This window comes from Aerococcus sp. HMSC062A02 (assembly GCF_001809535.1).
Classification (GTDB): Bacteria; Bacillota; Bacilli; order Lactobacillales; family Aerococcaceae; genus Aerococcus.
On record NZ_KV797938.1, the window covers coordinates 6,835 to 27,078 of the forward strand.

A 20,244-nucleotide genomic window follows, 5' to 3' on the forward strand; every position below is an offset into this window, starting at 1 on the left:
TTTAACGATCAAACTCAAGACGGAACGTATGCTCCCCAGCACCATTCCAAAAATTACACCCTGTAGTCGGGTTCGCAAAGGCAGAAGCTTCTCCACTTCACACGATCGAAACGTGCAAGCATGGCTTGCCCTTTTTCGTTCGTGCTTCAGTGGTAAGCTTCTAAACACCTTTGCTCACACCCTGTCTAGTCGGGTTCGCAAAGGCAGAAGCTTCTCCACTTCACACGATCGAAACGTGCAAGCATGGCTTGCCCTTTTTCGTTCGTGCTCCAGTGGTAAGCTTCTAAACGCCTTTGCTCACACCCTTATTTAATCTTAAACTCCGCCTTCAATTCCATCAAAACATCACGCAGCTCGGCGGCGCGTTCGAACTCCAGGTCCTTGGCTGCCTGGCGCATTTCCATTTCCAGGTTGTGGAGGGCTTCTTCTTTCTCATTGCGCTTGAGGGCGCGGATGCTTTCGGTGAGGGATTCGGATTCTTCGGCCAGGTTGACGTCCGAGGTAATGCGGATGGAATCGTGGATGTCCTTCTTGATGGTTTGTGGGGTGATCCCATGTTCCTTGTTGTAGGCCTGCTGGATTTTCCGTCGGCGAGCTGTTTCATCCATGGCATAGCGCATGGAACCGGTGATGTGGTCGGCGTACATGATCACATGCCCCGAGCTGTTCCGCGCCGCCCGACCAATTGTCTGGATAAGCGAGCGCTCGTTACGCAGGAAGCCTTCCTTGTCCGCGTCCAGGATGGCCACCAGGGAGACTTCCGGCACGTCGATCCCCTCCCGCAAGAGGTTGATCCCGACCAGGACATCGAAGACACCCAGGCGCAGGTCGCGGATAATCTCCGTCCGCTCCAGGGTCTTGATATCCGAGTGGAGGTACTTGACCCGGATGCCGATTTCTTCTAAGTAATCGGTCAAGTCTTCGGACATCTGCTTGGTCAGGGTCGTGATAAAGACGCGCTCTTCTCTTTCCACCCGCTCGTTGATTTCGCTGACCAAGTCGTCGATCTGCCCCTTGATCGGACGGACTTCAACTTGGGGATCGAGGAGGCCGGTGGGGCGGATGATCTGTTCGACCACTTCACCATCCGCCAGGTCCACTTCATAGTCGCCCGGTGTCGCGGACACATAGATGGCCTGGTTGACCTTCTTCTCGAATTCCTCCAGCTTGAGGGGCCGGTTATCGAGGGCGCTCGGCAGGCGGAAGCCGTAGTCAATCAGTTGCTGCTTGCGGGCCCGGTCCCCATTGTACATCCCGCGCACCTGGGGCATGGTCATATGGGACTCGTCCACCATGAGCAACCAGTCGTCCGGGAAAAAGTCCAGCAAGGTATAGGGCGCCTCGCCCGGCTGCCGGCCGTCCATGTGACGCGAATAGTTCTCAATCCCATTACAATAGCCCATCTCCAGGAGCATCTCAATATCATAGCGGGTCCGCTGCTCCAGGCGCTGGGCCTCCAAGAGCTTATTGTCCGCTTCCAATTCCTTGAGCCGCTCATCAAGTTCTGCCTCAATGGTCTGAACAGCGCGGAGGATCTGTTCCTGGTTGGCGACGAAGTGGGTCGCCGGGAAGATGGGATAGTGCTTGACATCATTTTTTACTTCGCCGGTCAAGACATCCACCTCACGGATCCGGTCGATCTCATCACCGAAGAACTCCACCCGGATGGCCGAAGAATCGCGGGAGGCCAGGAAGACCTCCACCACGTCCCCGCGCACCCGGAAGGTCCCCCGCTGGAAGTCAAAATCATTGCGCTCAAACTGCATATCGACCAGCTGGCGCATGAAGTCATTGCGGTCGATTTCCTGGCCCTCCCGGATAGAGAGCACATGGTCCCGGTATTCTTCCGGATTCACCAAACCATAGATACAAGACACCGAGGCCACAATCACCACATCGCGCCGCTCCAAGAGGGCTGAGGTGGCTGAGTGGCGGAGCTTGTCGATCTCATCGTTGACCGAGGCCGACTTCTCGATATAGGAATCGCTCGACGGCACATAGGCTTCCGGCTGGTAGTAATCATAGTAGGAAACGAAATATTCCACCGCATTGTTGGGGAAGAATTCCTTCAATTCGCCGTAGAGCTGGCCAGCCAGGGTCTTATTGTGGGCCAAAACCAGGGTGGGCCGGTTGGTCTGGGCAATCACATTGGCCATGGTGAAGGTCTTCCCAGTCCCTGTCCCCCCTAAGAGCACCTGGGCCTGGTCGCCATTTTCCACCCCGGCAACTAGTTGCTTGATAGCTTCCGGCTGGTCCCCGTTCGGTTCATAGGGGGCCACCAGGTCAAATTTTTGATCCAACATTTGTGTTTTATTATCCATGCACGATCCACTCCATTCCCCCCTATTCTATCATTTTAAGCTGTGTGGGGCCACTTTAGCGGACCAGGATAAATTTCTTTTCCCCTTGCATCTGGTGAAAATATTCGATATAATATTTCTGTTAGTGACTCATCACTTGAAATCTATCACAGAAAGAGGTGCTCTCATGCCACAAATTCAATCAGCAATCAAGCGTGTACGCCAAGAAGAAAAACGTACTGCTCAAAACGGTCAAAAATTAAGCAAGATGCGTACAGCGATGAAGAAATTCGAACAAGCTGCTGAAGCTGGTGCCGACAACGCCCAAGACTTATTCGTTCAAGCTTCTAAGGAACTTGACCAAGCAGCTGGCAAGAACTTAATTCACAGCAACAAAGCAGCTCGTGAAAAATCACGTCTCGCTAAAAAATTAAACAAATAATGATTTGATGAAACTAGCTGATCTCGCGATGAGCTAGTTTTTTCATTTGGAGATTGTGCTGGTGAGCATGCGCTGCGCTTTTGAATTTGGGCCTTGAATGTTTAAAGGATCAACACGGCTGAAGCCGTCTTGTACTTTATCCGTAAGTCGCTTGCGCTCCAACGGCTAAAGCATAGCACCGGTTCGGCCAAGGTCCCTCACCTAGCAAGCTTCAAAGTTAGAGTGCGACAAAAGTCGGTTAAGCCTGAACCACTGGAGCAAAATCTAGAAGAGCCTTGCTAAAGGCTCGCCTAGATTTTGTGAAGTGGAGTCAGGGTTGACTTTTGGAGCAGGTTTGGGCTAGTACGACTAGCGTCTACTATCCCTAATTCACATCTAGTCGGGTTCAGGCTAGCAGAAATAGCTCCTCTTCACAAAGAGCCGCCGAAGACTTTCAGTCTTCTCTGTCTCTTTGTTCCAGAGGTCTATTTCTACCGCTAGCCCTCTCACCCTGAAGCTTGCTTTTTCATGGCTAAGGCCCAACTTCAATGCTTCACTCCTGCTCAAAGACAAATCCCAAACTGATTTTTGCTTGGTACTTTGTTAGTAGTTGTGCAAAGAGTATACTGGTGAGCTGCTATCTGCTTTCGGGACTTACGAGCGCAAATTGACGAGATGCTATCTGCTCTCAGGGCTCTTGAGTGCAAATTGGCAACTTGCTAACACCACCTCCATTCGAAAGTTGGCGCGAGGCTACTTGCGAACACCACCCTCATTCGCAGGTTGGCAGCTCAAAAAATCAAAAAAAGCACCGCACTCACTTTCTCCTCTCCAGCGAGAAAGTTAGCGCGGTGTTTTTCATTATTAGCCACAAAAGCGCAGGATGAACCATTCGATGCCGAGGTTTTGGTCGACGCGGCCGGTTTTGATGCGAAAGTCTAGGTCGACCAGGGCCAGGTAGGCTTGGATCAGGCGGTCGCCGGGGTAGGCGGCGGCTTGTTTGCCAGCCATCTTGATCCGGTAGGGGTGGGCAGAGAGAGCCTTGGCCATGGAGCCCTGGTCGTAGCCCATGCGCTGGAACTGGTTGATCTGGCAATATAAACGGAAATTGGACATGAGGAGGGCCAGGATGGCGATGGGCGACTGCTTGTCAGCGATCAGTTGCCGGTAGAGGCTGAGTGCGGGATCGGCTTGGCCGCGCATCAGGTAGTCGGTCAAATGAAAGATGTCGTCATCGATGGAGGGCTCTACCAGGAGGCGGACATCCTGGGCCGTAATCCGGTCCGCGTCAGCTGTGAAGAGCTGAAGCTTGGCCATCTCGTCCATGGTCCGGCTCAGCTTATAATTGGTCCGCTCGAGGAAGAGCTTGACGGCATCCCGGTCCATGGCCTGGTCCAGCTGGGAGATATAGCCCTCCACATAGCGGGCCACCTGGTCGGGTTTCATCTCGCCCACATCCACCAGGCTGGCCGCTTTCTTCAATTGTTTCACTACCTTCTTGCGGTTATCCAACTTCTCATAGGGGGCCTCGATCACGAGGACCACTTCTTCAGCGGGATGGTCCAGGTAGGCCAGGAGCTCGTCCGGGTCCTGCTTGACCGCCCCCTTGCCCTTGTCCCCGGTCAAAAAGCTGGGGTGGCTGAGCCAGATAATCCGCGTCTCTTGGAAAAAGGAAATAGTATTGGCTTCCAGCATGGCGTCGGACAGGGCCTGTTCTTGGAGGTCGAAGTGGACAAAGTTAAAGGCATTGACATCCCCAGCGAGGACCGAGTCAACCAGGGTTTCACGAAAACGGTCCACCAGATAATTTTCCTGGCCGAGCAGGAGGTAGACCGGGTCCCACTTGCCTGCTTTGATCTTTTGGAGCTGTTTTTGAATTTCCACGCGTCATTCCCCTTCTTCTAATTGGATCGTCCTTTCTATTGTAGCGGATTTTGGGCTAAAAATATAGTAGATGCCCCCCATTTGGTCCGTCCGCCAGACCTGAGCCCCCACCGCTTCCAAGTCAGCCAGGACCCGGGGGCTGGGATGGCCGTAGCGGTTGTTCTGGCCCACCGAAATCACCGCATGCCGGGGCTGCAAGCCAGCTAAGACTTCAGCTGGCGAGGAATGGTCCGAGCCATGGTGGGCGACCTTGAGATAGTCCAGGTCCCGCCCCTGGACACGCTGGGCCATGGCTTCCTCCGCCTGGCCTTCTGTGTCTCCGGTGAAAAGAAAGGAATGCCCGTAGAGCTCCGCCCAGATGACCAGGGAATCTTCATTGTCCCCCTCCCCTAACTGGTCGGGCTGGATGATGTCAAAAGTCGCCTGGCGTCCCAGTCGAAGCCGGTCGCCGCCCCGCAGCCAGACCCAACCTTGCCGGGTCAAACCCTGCCAATCCGCCAAGATCGCCTCATCCTGGGCCAGGCCAATCGGTAGGTAGAGCTTATCCACCGGTATCTTCTCACAAATCTCCGCCAAGGACCCATAGTGGTCATAGTCAGAGTGGCTGATAAAGATCCCGTCCAAGTGGCGGACCCCTTCCGCCCGGAGCGCTGGCAGGATGTCCCGACTGGCTACCGTAGACGTCTTGCGGCGGACCTGCCAGGGCTCGCGGTCGAAGAAATTAGGCTGACTACCCGCATCGATCAGGTAATTGCCCCGGTTAAAAGGCAGGCGAATTAATAGGCAGTCGCCCTGACCGATCGCCAGCGCCGACACCTGTCCCTGGACCTTGAGATTGGGCCAGAGGTAGATGACTAAGAGCAGGCTCAATAAAGAGAGGCCGGCCTTGCGCCTGACCTGGCCTTCTTGAAGACAAGCAAATACGGCAACCAGGGCCAGACCGTAGAGAAAAAGTAGCCAGGCTGGCAAGTGGCCAGTAACCCAGGTCAGCCCCTGCCACTGGCTCAGGGCCAGGGAGATTTTTTCAAGGAGATGGAGGGACTGGCCCAGGAGCGTCTGGAAGCCGAGGAAGAAATTGGCCAGACCCAGGGCATGCAGGACCAGGAGGATGAGGAGGATTGGGATGAGAAAACTTGAAAAGAGAAGACTGTAGAAGTAATTCACTACAAGCGAGAGCCAGGAAAAGACATGGTTCTGGGCCAGGAGGAAGGGCAGGCTGACCAGGGAGCAGGCCAGAGACCGGGCCAGCTCGCGGAGAATCGGTCGGGAAGTTAGCCGGCGGATCCCCCCATCCAAAAGAAGGAGGGTCGTAGCCAGGGCAAAAGACAGCTGGAAGCCCAGGGAGAAGAGGGCAAAGGGCTTGAGCCAAAGCAAAATGATGAGGGCCCAGGCCGTTCCCTCCAGGCTAGACGGCGGACGTCCCAAAGCCCGGCAGAGGACCTGGTAGAGGTAGACTCCGATGGCCCGGACCATCCCATAAGGCCAGGCCAAAAGCGTCCCGTAGACCAGGAGGAGGACCAGGGCCAGGCCGTCAAAATAATCGACCAGGCCGCCCAGGCGGAGGTAGACATAGCGGCAGTGCTTGAGGAGGAAGTTCACATGGAAACCACTCAGAGAAAAGAGGTGGATCATGCCGATGGTCTGATAGGAGTCCATGGCCCCCGGGTCGATCCACTGGCTGTCGTTAAAAAACAGGGCCAGGACATAGGCCCGGACCTGGTCATTGGCCAACCGGGCTAAAGCTTGGCGGACTCCGACCTGGGTCTCAGCCAGACGTGCCCGCCATCCCCCCTGGACGGAAACGGGCCGCATAGCTTCCAGGTCCACCAGGTAAAAAATCCTCTGGCGCTCTAAATAAGCCCGGTAGTTAAAGAGATAGCGGTTGCGGTTGGGCTGGGACCGGCTGAGTTCGCCCCTGACCTGCCAAGTCAGGGCCTGGTCCAAGCCCTCAAAAGTCGCCTTCTCCTCTTCTGATCCCAAGCGGTAAAAGGCCTGGATCCGCTCGGTCTGTCCCTCTTCTAAGACCAAATCGCCCTGGAATTTGGCCTGGTCCCCATCCACCTGTAGGGTCGCCAAGTCCATGGCCAGGGCCCCTTCAAAATCCCCCGCCGCCAAGAGGGAAGACTGACCAGCCCGTATCCAGGAAAAGTAGGCCAGGCAGATCCCGACTAGGACCAGAGTCCTTCGAAAATAGCGGGGCTCTTTTAAATAGAATAGTCGAAGCACCAGGATGACCAGGCCCTCACCGGACCAAAGCGAGGGGGCTAGGACCAGGCAGGCTGCCAGTAAAACAACCAGGGCCCAGCTAACAATATGGTAGGATTTTAACTGGTCCAGCATCCTAGTCCACCGTCAAGTGGGGGCGGAGCTTGTCCAGGGTCTTCTCGCCGATGCCGGAAACTTGGGAGAGATCGTCCACCGTCTGGAAGGGGCCGTTCGCTTCCCGGTAGGCGATGATATCCGCCGCCTTCTTCTCCCCCACCCCGGACAGGGTCTGGAGCTCGGCACTGTCTGCCGTGTTCAGGTTGACCTGGTCGCCGGGTGTTTGAGCTTGGTCCCCCTGGCTGGATCCGGACTGTCCCCCTCCTGTCTGGACCGCCAGCTTCAAGTTATCCGGGACTTCCTCTCCTTGGCGCGGGATATAGACCAACATCTGGTCCTCCAGGCGCTGGGCGAAGTTGACCTGGTCCTGGTCCGCTTCGGGCAAGAAGCCGCCCGCCAGCATGACCGCATCGTAGACCCGCATGCCAGCGTCAAACTGGTAGAGCTTGGGTTCCTTGACTGCGCCCTTGACGTCCACATAGAGGGTTTCTTCGACAGGCGTTTGTGAGCTCCCCGCGTTCGATTCATCCGGAATGGAAGCTGCCTGGGCCGCCTCCAGATCGACCGATTCCGCCACCGGCACTTCCTCCACCACTTCAGCCGCCTCATTGCCTGCCAAAAAACGCCCCAGGAAAAAGCCCAAGAGGCAAATGCCGAGCAGTCCGCCTAGTAGGTAGCGGCCATAGTCGCGCAGGATAGCTTCCAGGGATAACTCTTTCCAACGATTCCACATCTTAATCACCTCATAGATATATAAACGTTGGAGGGGGGAAATTCATCAAGTGATTTTAATCTTTTAAAAGAACTTTTTCTGTAAATGGAAGTTGTGCTGGTGAGCATGCGTTGCGCCGTTGAATTTGGTCCTTGAAGAGCCATGGCACCGGCTCGAGCCAAGGTCTCTCGCCTAGCAAATCTCAAACGGAGCGTACGGCTAATGCCTACGCTCCGTAATTCGCTTTACTTGCTTTTCATGGCTAAGGACCAACTTCAACGCTCCACTCCTGCTCACAACAGAAATGCTAAAAGTTATTTATATTATGCAATAAAATCAATGATGGATTCTTTTAGAAGGAGAAGAAAAACAGAAATTCTCTTAGTTTGGAACTCTGCTACTTGTAAACAGAGGCTTTGTTTGAAAGTTCACCGCTTGCTACTTGTAATCGAAGACCTTGTTTGAAAGTTCCTCGTCTCCTACTTTTAAACAAGGGGCCTGTGTGAAAGTTAACTACATTCTACTTGTAAACAAAAGGCTTGTTTGAAAGCTCGCCGCCTGCTACTTTTAAATGAGTGCCTTGTTTGAAAGCCAGGGCCCTCAAAGCCAAAACTTTCAATCGTGCGCCTTGCTAACTTCGAATAGTTGACAGCAAAAAAAAAGCTGGGACAGGGATCCCAACCTAATTATTTTCAGCTCTAAGCATTAGCTTTTATTGTGGATAACGCAATATTAGTGTTTCAACCTAATTACTTGTGAGCAGGAGTGGAGCTCGAGTTTGATCGTTAGCCATGAAAAAGCAAACGAAGCGAATTAGGGAGAGTTGGCGCAAGCCTTACTCTCCCTTTAAGTCTCGTTAGGCGAGAGACCTTGGCTCGAGCCGGTGCTGCTATAGCCGTTGGAGCGTTAGCGACTTACGGATATAGTACAAAACGGCGAAAGCCGTTCTTGGCCATTCAAGATTTAACGATCAAACTCGAATCGGAACGCATGCTCACCGTTCAACCCGTTAATTTTGCAGCGAAGCGGAACGGATGCTCATCAGCACCATCCATTTTCATCTATTTCTACCCTATCCCCTATAGCGGTAAGTGACCAGCCGGGTAATGCCCATGGTGACATCCTGCCAGCGCTCCAAGTGACCGATGTCTTCCGGCAGGTCGTCTTCCTTGCCGAGTTCGCAGAGGACGATGGCATCGTCGGCTAGGCAGTCCAACTCTTGGAATTCTTCCAGAATTTCAACTAGCTTTTGGCCTTGGTAGGGTGGGTCGAGGAGGACCAGGTCGAACTGAAGGCCTTTTTCCCGAGCCAACAGGTTCTTGAGTCCGCGCCGGTTATCTTCGCGCAGGAGTTCATAGCGGTCGGTCAGGCGGAGGGTCTCCACATTATCCCGGATGGTCGCTTGGGCCTTGCGATTGTTCTCGAAGGCATAGATCTTTTCTATCCCCCGTGATAGGGCCTCGATACCAAGGGCCCCCGATCCCGCGTAGAAGTCCAATCCAATTCCGCCATCGAAATATGGCCCGATGCGGTTGAACATAGATTCCTTGATCTTATCCGTTGTCGGACGGGTGTTCTTGCCCGGTACCGCCTTGAGTCGTCGGCCACCCATTTCCCCTGCAATCACTCGCATGTCAAAATTCCCCCTTTTGAATCAATCAGTCTCCTTCAAATTCTAACCGAAAAACGCCCCGGCGTAAAGCGGCCTAGCTTGAATTTTCGCTCATTTAATCATATAATAAGCCACAACTGTTTTTCATTTGGAAAGGATGACGTTACATGGCCAAACCTATCATTGGCATCCCAATGAACCGGCTGACGAGTGATGACGAGCACTACACCGGCCTGCCAATTTTTTATACACATGAGGGCTTTCCCAAGGGCTTGATCAAGGCTGGTGGAACGCCGATCTTCTTCCCCCTGACCCAAAAAGCGGAAACGGAATATTACTTAGACCTGGTCGATGCCGTCATCTTCACGGGCGGCCAGGACCTGTCGCCCCACCTCTACGGCGAGGAACCGGGCTTCAAGCTCCAGAACATCTCCCATGAGCGGGATATCTTCGAGATGGCGGTCTTCCACTCAGCCTGGAAGCGCAAACTGCCTATCCTTGGCGTCTGCCGGGGCATGCAGCTCATGAATGTCAGCCTGGGCGGGTCCCTCTACCAGGACCTGAGCGAGAACCCCGACGTCCGCATCCAGCACGTGCAAAAGTCGGCCACCAACATCGCCACCCACAGCATCCGCGTCAAGGCCAACTCCTGGATCAGCCAATCCTACTTCGACGGCGACCTGGTCAACTCCTACCACCACCAAGGCGTCAAAAAAGTCGCCGACGCCCTCCAAGCCACCGCCTGGAGCCCAGACGGCGTCGTCGAAGCCATCGAAGCCAAAGACGACGACCACTTCGCAGTCGGCGTCCAATTCCACCCCGAATGGCACCACGCCCACGGACCCTCCGAAGACTTCTTTAAGGGCTTTATTGATACCATAAAAGAGCTGAAGAAATAACAATGATCATCCAATGCTGCTTGCGAGCATGCGTTGCACTTTTGAATTTGTCCCTTGAAGAGCCATGGCACCGGCTCGAGCCAAGGTCTCTCACCTAACGAGACTCAAACGGAGAGTAAGGCTTGCGCCAACTCTCCCTAATTCGCTTCGTTTGCTTTTTCATGGCTAACGATCAAACTCGAGCTCCACTCCTGCTCGAAGATAATTAGTAGACCTATGCTTATTGTGCGATTATTTCCAAGATATCAATAAAAATTCGAGCAGACTGCATTCAAAATAAAATCTACTGATTAACAAGCTAGCAAGGCGGCCCTGCCTTGCTAGCTTTTTCCTTATGGGAAAGGGAGATTTAGATGGGCAAGTTGCGAATGTGAGCTGGGTTTGCAAGTAGGATTGGGGCTACTTGCTAATGGGGCTGCCGTTTGCAAGTAGAGCGCCACCAACTTGCGAATGGACCCCTCCGTTTGCAAGTAGAGCGCCACCAACTTGCGAATAAGCCCCTCCTTTGCAAGTACACCACCACTGCCAAAGCCCCCCTCCTTCCACCCAAATTCACAAAAAAAGACAAGAGCTGGAGCCCCAACACACAATATTGGCCGCTAAGTGGGGGTTGGCACACCCCTATCCACAATTAAACCGCCAAACTGTGGCTCGCCGGACCAAAAGCTCCCCCACAATCCAAAAAAAACAGGAGGCCCAGTTCCTCAACTGGGCTTCCTGCTTTTTCTAGATTCTAGATAAAGAGGTTCATATTGGAATTGTCGTTGTCTTCCAACATCGAGGCAACACCGCCAACTTCTACGCCATCGATTAATTCTTCCTTGGTTAATCCCATGACATCCATGGACATCTGGCAGGCGGTGAGTTTGACGCCCATGTCTTGTGCTTGCTGGATCAACTCTTCCAGGGAACTCACACCCTTCTTATCCATGACACCACGGATCATCTTGGCGCCCGCGCCGCCGAAGTTCATTTGTGAGAGTTTCAGTTTCTTAGAAGAGGAAGGCATCATCTTGGAGAACATGCGTGACATGAAGTCTTTCTCTACCTTAGGTGCATCTTCCTTACGCAGGATAGATAAGCCCCAGAAGGTGAAGAACATATTGACCTGGTTGCCCATAGCAGCTGCCCCTGTAGCGATGATAAAGGAAGCAATCGCCTTATCCAAGTCACCGTCAAAGATGATCATGGTCTTCTCTTTTTTGGCAGGATTGGCTGGGCTTGCTGAGCTCGTTTCCACTGGGTCAAGCTTAGCACCATTCTTCTGCAACTTCGCCGTGTACTGGCCCTTAGAAGAGCCTGAATCAAGCAAGGTGTGCCCCGTATTATTGGCCCAAGACTTGATATCCTTGGCAAAGCCGGGGTCAGTAGCTGTGACATCGAGAATATCGCCATCCTTGAGGGCTTCCATCTTAGAAGAGACTTGGACAATGGGCCCAGGGCAGGAGAGACCACAGACATCGAGGACCTCCACATGCTGGTCAGCGGCTGACTTTGGGTCAACCACCCCCTCAGCTTGGTCAGCGGCCTCTTCTTGGGAAACTCCCTTACGCTCTTGATCATCAGCTGACTCGTCATCTTGGGTGTCTTGGTAGGTGCGATAACCGCCAATTATATTGCGGACCTTGAAGCCATTCTGCTTAAGTATGCGTTCTGAGATATAGCCACGAACGCCGACCGCACAGTAGACCGCGTACTGTTTGTCCTTATCAAGCTCATCTAGACGATTCCGAAGTTGGGTCAGGGGCATGGACTTGGCTTGGCCAACCATACCGGCTATCTGTTCGACATTTTCCCGGACATCGAGCACTGTGTAGTCATCCGGATGGGCAGCCACTTCTTCAAAACGAACCGGGTCCGTTAACCCTTCCAAGATATTGCTTGCCACATAACCTGCGAAGTTGACCGGATCCTTAGCACTAGAATAAGGTGGGGCATAGGCCAATTCTAAGTCGGCTAAGTCATAAACTGACCCCTTGAAGTGGATGCTGGTTGCAATGGTGTCAATCCGTTTATCGACCCCTTCAAAACCAACCGCCTGAGCCCCTAAGACCTTACCATCCTTAGCAAAAACAAGCTTAAGGGTCATTGGGGTCGCTCCAGGATAATAGCCGGCATGGGACATAGGGTGGACTAAGGCGATGAAATAGTCTTCCTCATAGGTCCAGCCTTGTTTCTTTAAGGTCTTTTCATTAGCTCCGACAGAAGCCACGGTTAAGTCAAAGACCTTAGCCACGGAAGTCCCCATGGTGCCAGGATAAGCTTTGGCTTCTAAACCTAAAATGTTCGAAGCAACAGACCGGCCTTGCTTATTGGCGGGGCCAGCTAAAGGAACCATGCTTTCATTGCCTAAGACATAGTCGCGAACTCCAACCGCATCCCCAACAGCATAAATATTGGCATCTGAAGTCTGACCATATTCATCCACACGAATGCCGCCACGCTCATTCAGGTCGAGACCGGCATCCTTAGCTAATTCGCTATTCGGACGAACGCCAATTGATAGGAGGACCATGTCCGTTTCGAGCGTTTGCCCTGATTGGAGCTTAGCTTCTTTGCCGTCAGCAGTCAGCCCTTCGAAGCCTTCGCCAAGAACAAGCTGGATGCCTTTCTCTTTCAAATGATTCTCAACAAGAACAGCCATATCCTTATCGAGAGGTGGCATCACTTGGTCAGCCATCTCTACTAGAGTCACCTCTAAACCGCGATCAACGAGGTTTTCTGCCATTTCTAGGCCGATAAAACCACCGCCAACAACCAGCGCGCGCTTGGGAGCTGCCTTCTCAATATAGGCATCAATTTTGTCCACATCCGGAACCGTCCAAAGCGTGAAAACATTCTCATGGTCTAAGCCTTCAATCGGCGGAATGAAGGGATTAGAGCCTGTTGATAATAAGAGTTTATCATAAGATTCTTCATAAGTTTCCCCAGTTTGATGGTCAAGGATCGTAAGCATTTGTCGGTCTTTATCAATATGGGTCGCTTCATTCTCTGTGCGTACATCAATATTGTACTTCTCTTCGATCGATTCCTTGCTGGAGACGAATAAAGCATCGCGCTGGGCAATGGCACCGCCAATATAATATGGCAGACCGCAATTCGCAAAGCTCACATACTTGCCCTTCTCCAGGAGAATAATCTCCGCATTCTCATCTAAACGTCTCAATCTAGCAATAGCTGTTGCGCCACCCGCAACACCACCAACTACAATAATTTTCATACTTATCTTTCACCTCTCATAATCACATTCACGATTGCAATAACATCTTCCCGTTCACAACGGTAATAAATTTGGTTGCCCAGCTTCGTTGACTCAACAATTCCAAGGTCTCTTAATTTAGACAAATGTTGAGAGAGATTAGACTGGCTAACCCCCATGCAATCATTGATCTGACTAACATTCTTCTCACCATTCTGGATCAACTCATCCAAGACACACAAGCGTATGGGATGTGCCATAGCCTTGATTAATTGAGCTTTCTGGATCATATAAGCCTTATGGGCATCAGTTTTTACTTCCATTTGCTTTCTCCTTCCTGGGCATATTAGTATATTAGTATATCATAATATACTTGTCAACAGACTTAGCTAATTTTTTTCTATCGATTAGAAAATTTGACTAGTGCTAGCTTGCAAACAGAGCCTATCGCTACCGGCGCCGAGCTCCAACTCCCCCTTTTCCTCCTCAATCCACAAAAAAAGGCAAGAGCCCAAGCCCTTGCCTATCTCGTTCGATCATATTTAATTAAGTGTCATTCGACTTAAAAGTGAAAGACTTATTTGTCTTCCTTTTTCTTACCGAATGCGAAGGCAGTACCAACAGAAGCTAAGGCTAAGCCTAATACAGCAGGAGCTGCAGAAGCTACGGCACCAGTCTTAGGTAAGGTAGATTTAGCTTTCTTAGCAGCTTCTTTCTTACCGTTAGCCTTAACAGCGTCAGCTTTCTTAGCAGCTACCTTCTTGTCAGCAGCTTTCTTGTCAGCGGCTTTCTTAGCGTCAGCTTTGGCGCCAGCAGCTTTCTTGTCGGCAGCTTTTTTATCTTCTACTTTAACGTCCTTCTTAGGATCTGCTTTCTTATCTTCTTTCTTAGCTTCTGCTTTTTTGTCTTCTTTAGCAGCTTTTTCTACGAAGCTGAAAGTTGGGGTCCATTTACCTGAAGCAGTTTGAACAGCATCAACATGGTTGTTAACTTGTGCTAATGCAGTACCTTCTAATTTAGAACGGTCTAACATTGCTTGACCAATTTCGATAGCTTTTTCTTTAGTTTCTGCTTCATATTCGTATGGTGAATAGTTAGGATCTTCAGCTTTAACTTCTTCTTTTTGTTCTACAGCTGGTTTACCAGATACACTTGTAGGAACGCCATCAGCGTCTACAGATGTTTTGAATTGGTTTGAAGCATCAGGAGTTGCAGCAGGTTTGTCTGCAGGAGTATCTGCTGGCTTGTCAGCTGGTTTGTCAGCGTTAGTATCTACTGGGTTAACGTCTGCGTTGCCACCAAGAATGATGTTACCGTCTTTGTCAACTGGAGCAGTGTAAGCTGGAGCAGCCTCAGCAACTTGTAAGCTAGTTGCAAATAATGCCCCTGCGGCAGCGGTAGTAGCGACTGATGTTAATAAAACTTTTTTGAAGTTCATAGTTCGACATCCTCTCGAAAGATAAAATTTTTATTCGGTAAAATCGGAAAAAAGCCCGTCTATACCTAACTCAAATCATACCCCATTGTCTATTCTCAGCAAAAGAAAAATCTTCTTAGAAAATTCACATTTGCCGGAAAGCCTGATTTGACACTATTTATCCACTTGTCATTTTTTTCTTTATAGCTGCACAAAAAGGCAAGAGCCTGAGCTCTTGCCTATCTCGTTCGATCATATTTAGCTAAGTGCCATTCGACTTAAAAGGGAGAGACTTATTTGTCTTCTTTCTTCTTACCGAATGCGAAGGCAGTACCAACTGAAGCTAAAGCCAAGCCTAATACAGCAGGAGCTGCAGAAGCTACGGCACCAGTCTTAGGTAAAGTAGTTTTTGCTTTTTTAGCCGCTTCTTTCTTACCATTAGCTTTAACGGCGTCAGATTTCTTAGCCGCTACTTTCTTATCAGCTGCAACTTCTTTATCTGATTTTTTGTCTTTGTCTTCGCCTTTGGTATTTTTCTTGTCGCCAGATTTGTTATCTTCGGACTTATTACCCTTCTTATCTTCAGATTTGTTATCTTTCTTATCTTCTTGACCAGCTTTTTCTGCTTCATTTGGGCTTAAGACGAAATAGTAATTACTATTTGCCCCTTGAGAAACAGTGAATGATTTGTTTACTTCATCTTCTGCAAGAACTTTCTTGGCAGCTTCTTCTGCTTCTGCCTTAGTTGCGAAGCCTTCACCTGCATTTTGTTCTTTTAATGCTTCAACACTTGCTTGGTTGTCTTTAGTGTCCGCTTTCTTAGCAGGTTCATTTGGGCTTAATGAGAAGTAATAGTTACTATTTGCACCTTGAGAAACAGTGAATGATTTGTTCACTTTATCTTCTTTAAGGACTTTCTTAGCAGCTTCTTCTGCTTCTGTTTTTGTCTTAAAGCCTTCGTTTAAATTTTGTTCTTTAAGATCTTGAACAGATTTAGGCTTAGCTTCTTGATTATTTGAAACAGTTGTAGGTACACCGTTTTCATCTAATGATAATTCAAATTGGTTGGATCCGCCTGGTGTTGCTGATTTATCAGCTGGGTTAACATCAGGAGCCCCTCCAAGAATAACATTACCATTTTCATCAACTGGTGTTTCATAAGCTGCAGCTTCTGCAACTTGTAATTGACTTGCAAAAAGTGTCCCCGCAGCAGCGGTAGTCGCAATAGAGCCTAATAAAACTTTTTTGAAGTTCATTATAGACATCCTCCTTTTAATTTTTTCGGCAAGACCGAAAATATGGCTTGCCAGTACCTAGCTCGGTCTATATTTTAACAGCAAAAGAGAAAAAAGGCAATTACCGTAGCAATTGCCTATCTCGTTCGATCATATAATGCTAGGGTGGTTTCGCTTCTTATTCAATTTTAGAAAGAAACTTATTTATCTTCTTTCTTCTTACCGAATGCGAATGCAGTACCAACAGAAGCTAGTGCTAAACCTAATACAGCAGGAGCTGCAGAAGCTACCGCACCAGTCTTAGGTAAGGTAGATTTAGCTTTCTTAGCAGCTTCTTTCTTATTGTTAGCTTTAACTGCGTCAGCTTTCTTAGCAGCTACTTTCTTATCTGCAGCAACTTTGTCTGCAGCTTTCTTGTCGCCAGCTTTTTGGCCTTCTACTTTAGAATCTTTTTGGTCTGCTGGTTTTTCACCTTCAGCCTTAGGATCTTGTTGAGCTGCAGCAGCTTGGTTTAAAGGCTTGCCAGTTTCAGGATTTAATGCAGTTGGTTTAACAACTTTACCTGGAACGATTTCAGCAACAGTACCAGCTACAGGTTTCATGTTAGTGTAAACAACATAGATGTCACCGTCAGCCATTGGGTTTGAGCCTGGGAATGCAGCTAATGCTTCATCAACAGTCTTGAACTCATAGCGAACTTTTGGTGATTCTTGTGTGTAAACAACATATTTGCCGTTTTCGAACATTGGTGCGATATCTTGGAAAGCGTTGAATGCTTCTTCACGAGTATCGAACACATATTTTAACTTAGGTGCTTGGTCAGTATATACATAGTATTTACCGTTTTCAGCAAGTGGGTCTAAGTTAGGGAAGGCATCTGCTGCTTCTTCAACAGTCTTGAATTCATATTTAACTAATTGACCCTTATCTGAGTAAACAACGTACTTATCTGTCTTGTTGTCGTACATTGGTTTAGCGTTAGGATAAGCGCCTAAAGCATCTTGTAAGGTATCGAAGTAGTGTGGTACGTTTTCATATGAAGTAGTTGGTGCTTCTTTGTTTACTTTAGTCGCGCCAAATGGATCTTCTGCAGAGTTTAATTCAGTACCTTCTTGACGGTTCTTGAATGGTGCTTCTGCATCAGTGAATTCTTCACCTTGCGTACGCCCAGCGAATGGGTTTTCTGCATCTGTGAATTCAGGTTGTTTAGTTTCTTTGCCTGCAAATGGAGCTTCTTCTTTGCTTAAAGGAGCTTTTTCGTCTGCTGGAATTTCAACTTTTTCTTCTTTTTTAGTTTCTTCCTTAGGAGCTTCTACTAATTTACCAATTCCATTAGGATCACCAAATGGATTTTCTGCTGCGTTGAATTCTGCTGCTTGTGCAACGTTAGCGTTAGCTGCGAAGAAGGCACCGGCAGCTGCAGTAGTAGCAACTGATGTTAATAAAACTTTTTTCAAGTCTTTCATAGATAATTCCTCCTTGACCTTAGTCAAAATGCTTAGTAACAACTACATCATGTAGAGTTGAAATTCAAAGCTGAATTCTTCCTCTCCCTACACACCCCCATTATAACGTAAACCAACACATTAGTCACACTAAATCATAAAATAATTCATAATTAATTCATAAATTATACTATGAATAAGATCTTGAATGACTAATATTGCTGATTTCAGTCCGAAGGGGAATCCATAATATCAGTTAAACCAATCTTATGTATATTTTGTAGTGTAATACATTACTGATAGAAATGCAACTATATCTTCACTTTTTCTTCACTTTTGCAATCCTTTGTACCTTTTTGACTCCCAAACCAGTGAAATATACTCCTAAACCGTACGATAAGCATCATTTTTGGAATGCTAGCCATATGTTTAAAGCATAAATTGTTCATTCACTAAGCTATTACACGATACTGGAGTCCCTCCCCCTAAATAACACCCCATGCTCAAAAAGTGAGCACAAATTATATTTTTTATACATTGCCCCTATTATGACTTGAAAATAATTTCTGGTTTGATATATTTATTTTGAGGCCTCACTTGTGTAACATTTTTGCATTATTTTTCTGTTATTTTGACAATTGAATATTAATTTATGATCAGATGGAGGTTTTTAGTCGTATGAAATTTTCCATTAAGGCCTGCCGGGTGAATAGCGGGCTTTCCGCAGAGAGTGTTGCTGATTATTGTGGCATCCACGTCCAGACCTTGCGTCGCTATGAGCGGGACAGCAGCCAGATGCCCTGTCACATTCTTGAAGCAATGTGCTATCTCTACCAGATGGACAAGGACTATATCTACAAGGAGACCATTCGATGATTAAACATATATGCCCCAGCCCCCAGACTTCTTATGTGCGGATTGAGAAGGTCAAGAATTATACGGTTATGGACAATGACTTCCTCCGGCGCTCGGACCTCTCTTGGAAGGCTAAGGGAATCCTCGCCTACCTCCTCACCCTGCCGGACGATTGGGTGATCAAGCTTAAGGAAATCGAAACCCATGCCACAGATGGGGCGAGTTCTTTTCGCAAGGGCTGGGCAGAGCTGGTTCAACAGGGTTACATTGAACGTAATCCGATTCGCGATCGGTCCGGCCGCCGGATTAAGTACTGGGAGACCGTCGTCTTCGAAAGGCCCCTCTACCGTTTGGGTCAGTAAATGCGAGTCGGTCTTGATCTTGAAAAGCTAGTCACTAGATTCTCTACTTCTTGATTATCTACTTGTTGATTCTCTACTTCTTGATTTTCAACAAGTAGAAAAGCTAGTCAGTAGAGAATCGCAAGCTACTAAGTACTTAGTTACTAACTACGGAGTTACTAAATACGGAGTCTATTAAATACGGAGTTACCAATTTAATTCAATTAATTAAAACAAGGAGGGCCACATGATTGAAGATCTTTTCTTGGTGGACAGCGAAAAATTTATCGAACGCTTACTTTTGGCTCAAACCATCACGCAAATCGAAAATCTTGAAGAAATTATTCTGGCGGACTATCCTACGACGAGTGAACTCGCGCTCGGCCTGGTGGAATGTTTCCATGACCTGGAGACGGCGACCTACCTCCCCCTTATCGAGAAGCGGATTGGGGAAGCCTTCGTCCAGCTCTACACCTTGTCTCGTATGACTCAAATCAAGCTCGAGCTCTCCTACCGCTATGTGGAGGAGCTCTCGGTCAGTCGCGAGCTCGGACTCCTGGTCAAGGGGCTCCGCAACGAAGGCCTGATCTACCACCCCCTCAACCACTTGCTCTATGCCTTGTGGGCCATGTCGGAAGCGGTCTTTGATCTCAGCTTCCCAGAGACCATCTACGCCTACGCCAAGGAACTGGCTTTGGATACGTCGACAGACTTTCGACCGTCACTCGGCTAGAGCCGTCTCCTTGATGAAACATAGATATTATATATTGCGCAGGTTATCGGTAGGATAACCTGTTTTTATTTGGAAATTTTTACAGGTCAAAATCCGGGGAGGCGAATTGCTTCTGGAAGGCCTGCGTGCACATGGGGAAGTGCTATTTGCCTTCGAAGACCCTATGTGCAAATCGGAAGCCGCTAATTGTCTTCAGAGATCCTGCAGGCAAATCGGAAGCCGCTAATTGTTTTCGAGGAGAGTGAATGCAAATCGGGATCCGGTGGAATACTGAGCGATTGGAGTTGGTCCAAGACACAGTCGAGGACTTCGAGTGGGGCTTTGTCGACAGCAAGCCACACTCAGGAAGTGACAGTGAGGGTTGCCAAAGTCCAGCACACAGTCTGGCCCTCCGAGTGTGGCTTGCCAAAGTCCAGCACACAATCTGGCCCTCCGAGTGTGGCTTAATGGGATCTAACACACAATCAAGTTCCTCAAGTGGGGCTTGCCCGTGCGCCTTCACACCCTATAGTCAGGCTCAGGCTAGCAGAAATAGCTCCTCTTCACCAAAATCCGTCGAAGGCCTCTTGGCCTTCTCTGGCTTTTGGCTCCAGAGGTCTATTTCTCCCGCTAGCCTTCACACCCTTATGCTCACTTTCGACGCAAATATGAGCAAAAAGACCTAATGCAAAAACCAGCGGAGCCCCTTATCATAGAGTTAGAGTTTAATAGCATTGTTTTTTCCATTGAGTGACTAGGTCAAATTGTTATCAGGCAGTGCCATTCTGAGCAGGAGTGGAGCGTTGAAGTTGGTCCTTAGCCATGAAAATGCAAGCGATGTGAATTAGGGATAGTCGGCGTTAGCCGTTACTAGCCCAAACCTGCTCCAA

General features: G+C 49.2%; 14 protein-coding genes and 1 pseudogene. 5 read left to right on the plus strand and 10 right to left on the minus strand.

Annotated elements, in window-relative coordinates:
- Positions 1-305 precede the first annotated feature (305 nt).
- Positions 306-2,303 (minus strand): excinuclease ABC subunit UvrB, encoded by a 1,998-nt coding sequence (uvrB, locus tag HMPREF2626_RS07115; RefSeq protein ID WP_070619459.1) that lies wholly within the window; start codon positions 2,301-2,303, stop codon positions 306-308.
- Positions 2,304-2,487: 184 nt separating this feature from the next.
- Between uvrB and rpsT the strand changes: the two genes are divergently transcribed.
- Complete coding sequence (gene rpsT, locus HMPREF2626_RS07120; RefSeq protein ID WP_070619377.1) at positions 2,488-2,742, plus strand: 30S ribosomal protein S20; 255 nt, start codon at positions 2,488-2,490, stop codon at positions 2,740-2,742.
- Positions 2,743-3,585: 843 nt separating this feature from the next.
- Here the strand turns inward: rpsT and holA are convergent.
- The 4 genes and pseudogenes from holA to rsmD form a co-directional block, all read right to left on the minus strand.
- Complete coding sequence (holA, locus tag HMPREF2626_RS07125) at positions 3,586-4,605, minus strand: DNA polymerase III subunit delta (protein WP_070619387.1); 1,020 nt, start codon at positions 4,603-4,605, stop codon at positions 3,586-3,588.
- 3 nt (positions 4,606-4,608) lie between these two features.
- Positions 4,609-6,945: a DNA internalization-related competence protein ComEC/Rec2 gene (locus HMPREF2626_RS07130; RefSeq protein WP_083294395.1), complete on the minus strand. Its 2,337-nt coding sequence runs from the start codon at positions 6,943-6,945 to the stop codon at positions 4,609-4,611.
- A gap of 1 nt (position 6,946) precedes the next feature.
- A complete protein-coding gene (locus HMPREF2626_RS07135) occupies positions 6,947-7,660 on the minus strand; it encodes a helix-hairpin-helix domain-containing protein (RefSeq protein ID WP_070619390.1) in 714 nt (237 codons plus the stop codon).
- Positions 7,661-8,711: 1,051 nt separating this feature from the next.
- Positions 8,712-9,275 (minus strand): annotated as a pseudogene (rsmD, locus tag HMPREF2626_RS07140) (16S rRNA (guanine(966)-N(2))-methyltransferase RsmD); the annotation flags it as partial.
- Between the two features lie 143 nt (positions 9,276-9,418).
- Here rsmD and HMPREF2626_RS07145 point away from each other — a divergent pair.
- Positions 9,419-10,150: a gamma-glutamyl-gamma-aminobutyrate hydrolase family protein gene (locus HMPREF2626_RS07145; RefSeq protein ID WP_070619396.1), complete on the plus strand. Its 732-nt coding sequence runs from the start codon at positions 9,419-9,421 to the stop codon at positions 10,148-10,150.
- A 733-nt stretch (positions 10,151-10,883) separates the two neighbouring features.
- Here HMPREF2626_RS07145 and HMPREF2626_RS07150 read toward each other — a convergent pair.
- The 5 genes from HMPREF2626_RS07150 to HMPREF2626_RS07170 all read right to left on the minus strand — a co-directional run bounded on the left by HMPREF2626_RS07150 (position 10,884) and on the right by HMPREF2626_RS07170 (position 17,467).
- A complete protein-coding gene (locus HMPREF2626_RS07150; protein ID WP_070619399.1) occupies positions 10,884-13,370 on the minus strand; it encodes an FAD-dependent oxidoreductase in 2,487 nt (828 codons plus the stop codon).
- Between the two features lie 2 nt (positions 13,371-13,372).
- Positions 13,373-13,672, minus strand: a complete 300-nt coding sequence (locus tag HMPREF2626_RS07155) for an ArsR/SmtB family transcription factor (RefSeq protein ID WP_070619403.1) — start codon at positions 13,670-13,672, stop codon at positions 13,373-13,375.
- A gap of 254 nt (positions 13,673-13,926) precedes the next feature.
- The gene (locus HMPREF2626_RS10220) at positions 13,927-14,787 is read right to left on the minus strand and encodes an LPXTG cell wall anchor domain-containing protein (protein WP_070619406.1); all 861 of its coding nucleotides are present in this window, start codon (positions 14,785-14,787) and stop codon (positions 13,927-13,929) included.
- A gap of 272 nt (positions 14,788-15,059) precedes the next feature.
- Positions 15,060-16,022, minus strand: a complete 963-nt coding sequence (locus HMPREF2626_RS07165; protein ID WP_070619410.1) for a DUF5633 domain-containing protein — start codon at positions 16,020-16,022, stop codon at positions 15,060-15,062.
- 179 nt (positions 16,023-16,201) lie between these two features.
- Positions 16,202-17,467 carry an LPXTG cell wall anchor domain-containing protein gene (locus HMPREF2626_RS07170; RefSeq protein ID WP_070619413.1) on the minus strand — a complete coding sequence of 422 codons (1,266 nt, stop codon included), beginning with the start codon at positions 17,465-17,467 and terminating at the stop codon, positions 16,202-16,204.
- A gap of 657 nt (positions 17,468-18,124) precedes the next feature.
- Here HMPREF2626_RS07170 and HMPREF2626_RS07175 point away from each other — a divergent pair.
- The 3 genes from HMPREF2626_RS07175 to HMPREF2626_RS07185 all read left to right on the plus strand — a co-directional run bounded on the left by HMPREF2626_RS07175 (position 18,125) and on the right by HMPREF2626_RS07185 (position 19,375).
- Complete coding sequence (locus HMPREF2626_RS07175) at positions 18,125-18,322, plus strand: helix-turn-helix domain-containing protein (protein WP_070619416.1); 198 nt, start codon at positions 18,125-18,127, stop codon at positions 18,320-18,322.
- Positions 18,319-18,663: a hypothetical protein gene (locus tag HMPREF2626_RS07180; protein ID WP_070619419.1), complete on the plus strand. Its 345-nt coding sequence runs from the start codon at positions 18,319-18,321 to the stop codon at positions 18,661-18,663. The genes HMPREF2626_RS07175 and HMPREF2626_RS07180 overlap by 4 nt, the downstream gene beginning before the upstream one ends.
- A 226-nt stretch (positions 18,664-18,889) precedes the next feature.
- On the plus strand, positions 18,890-19,375 hold the full coding sequence (locus HMPREF2626_RS07185) for a hypothetical protein (RefSeq protein WP_070619422.1): 486 nt from the start codon (positions 18,890-18,892) through the stop codon (positions 19,373-19,375).
- Positions 19,376-20,244 lie beyond the last annotated feature (869 nt).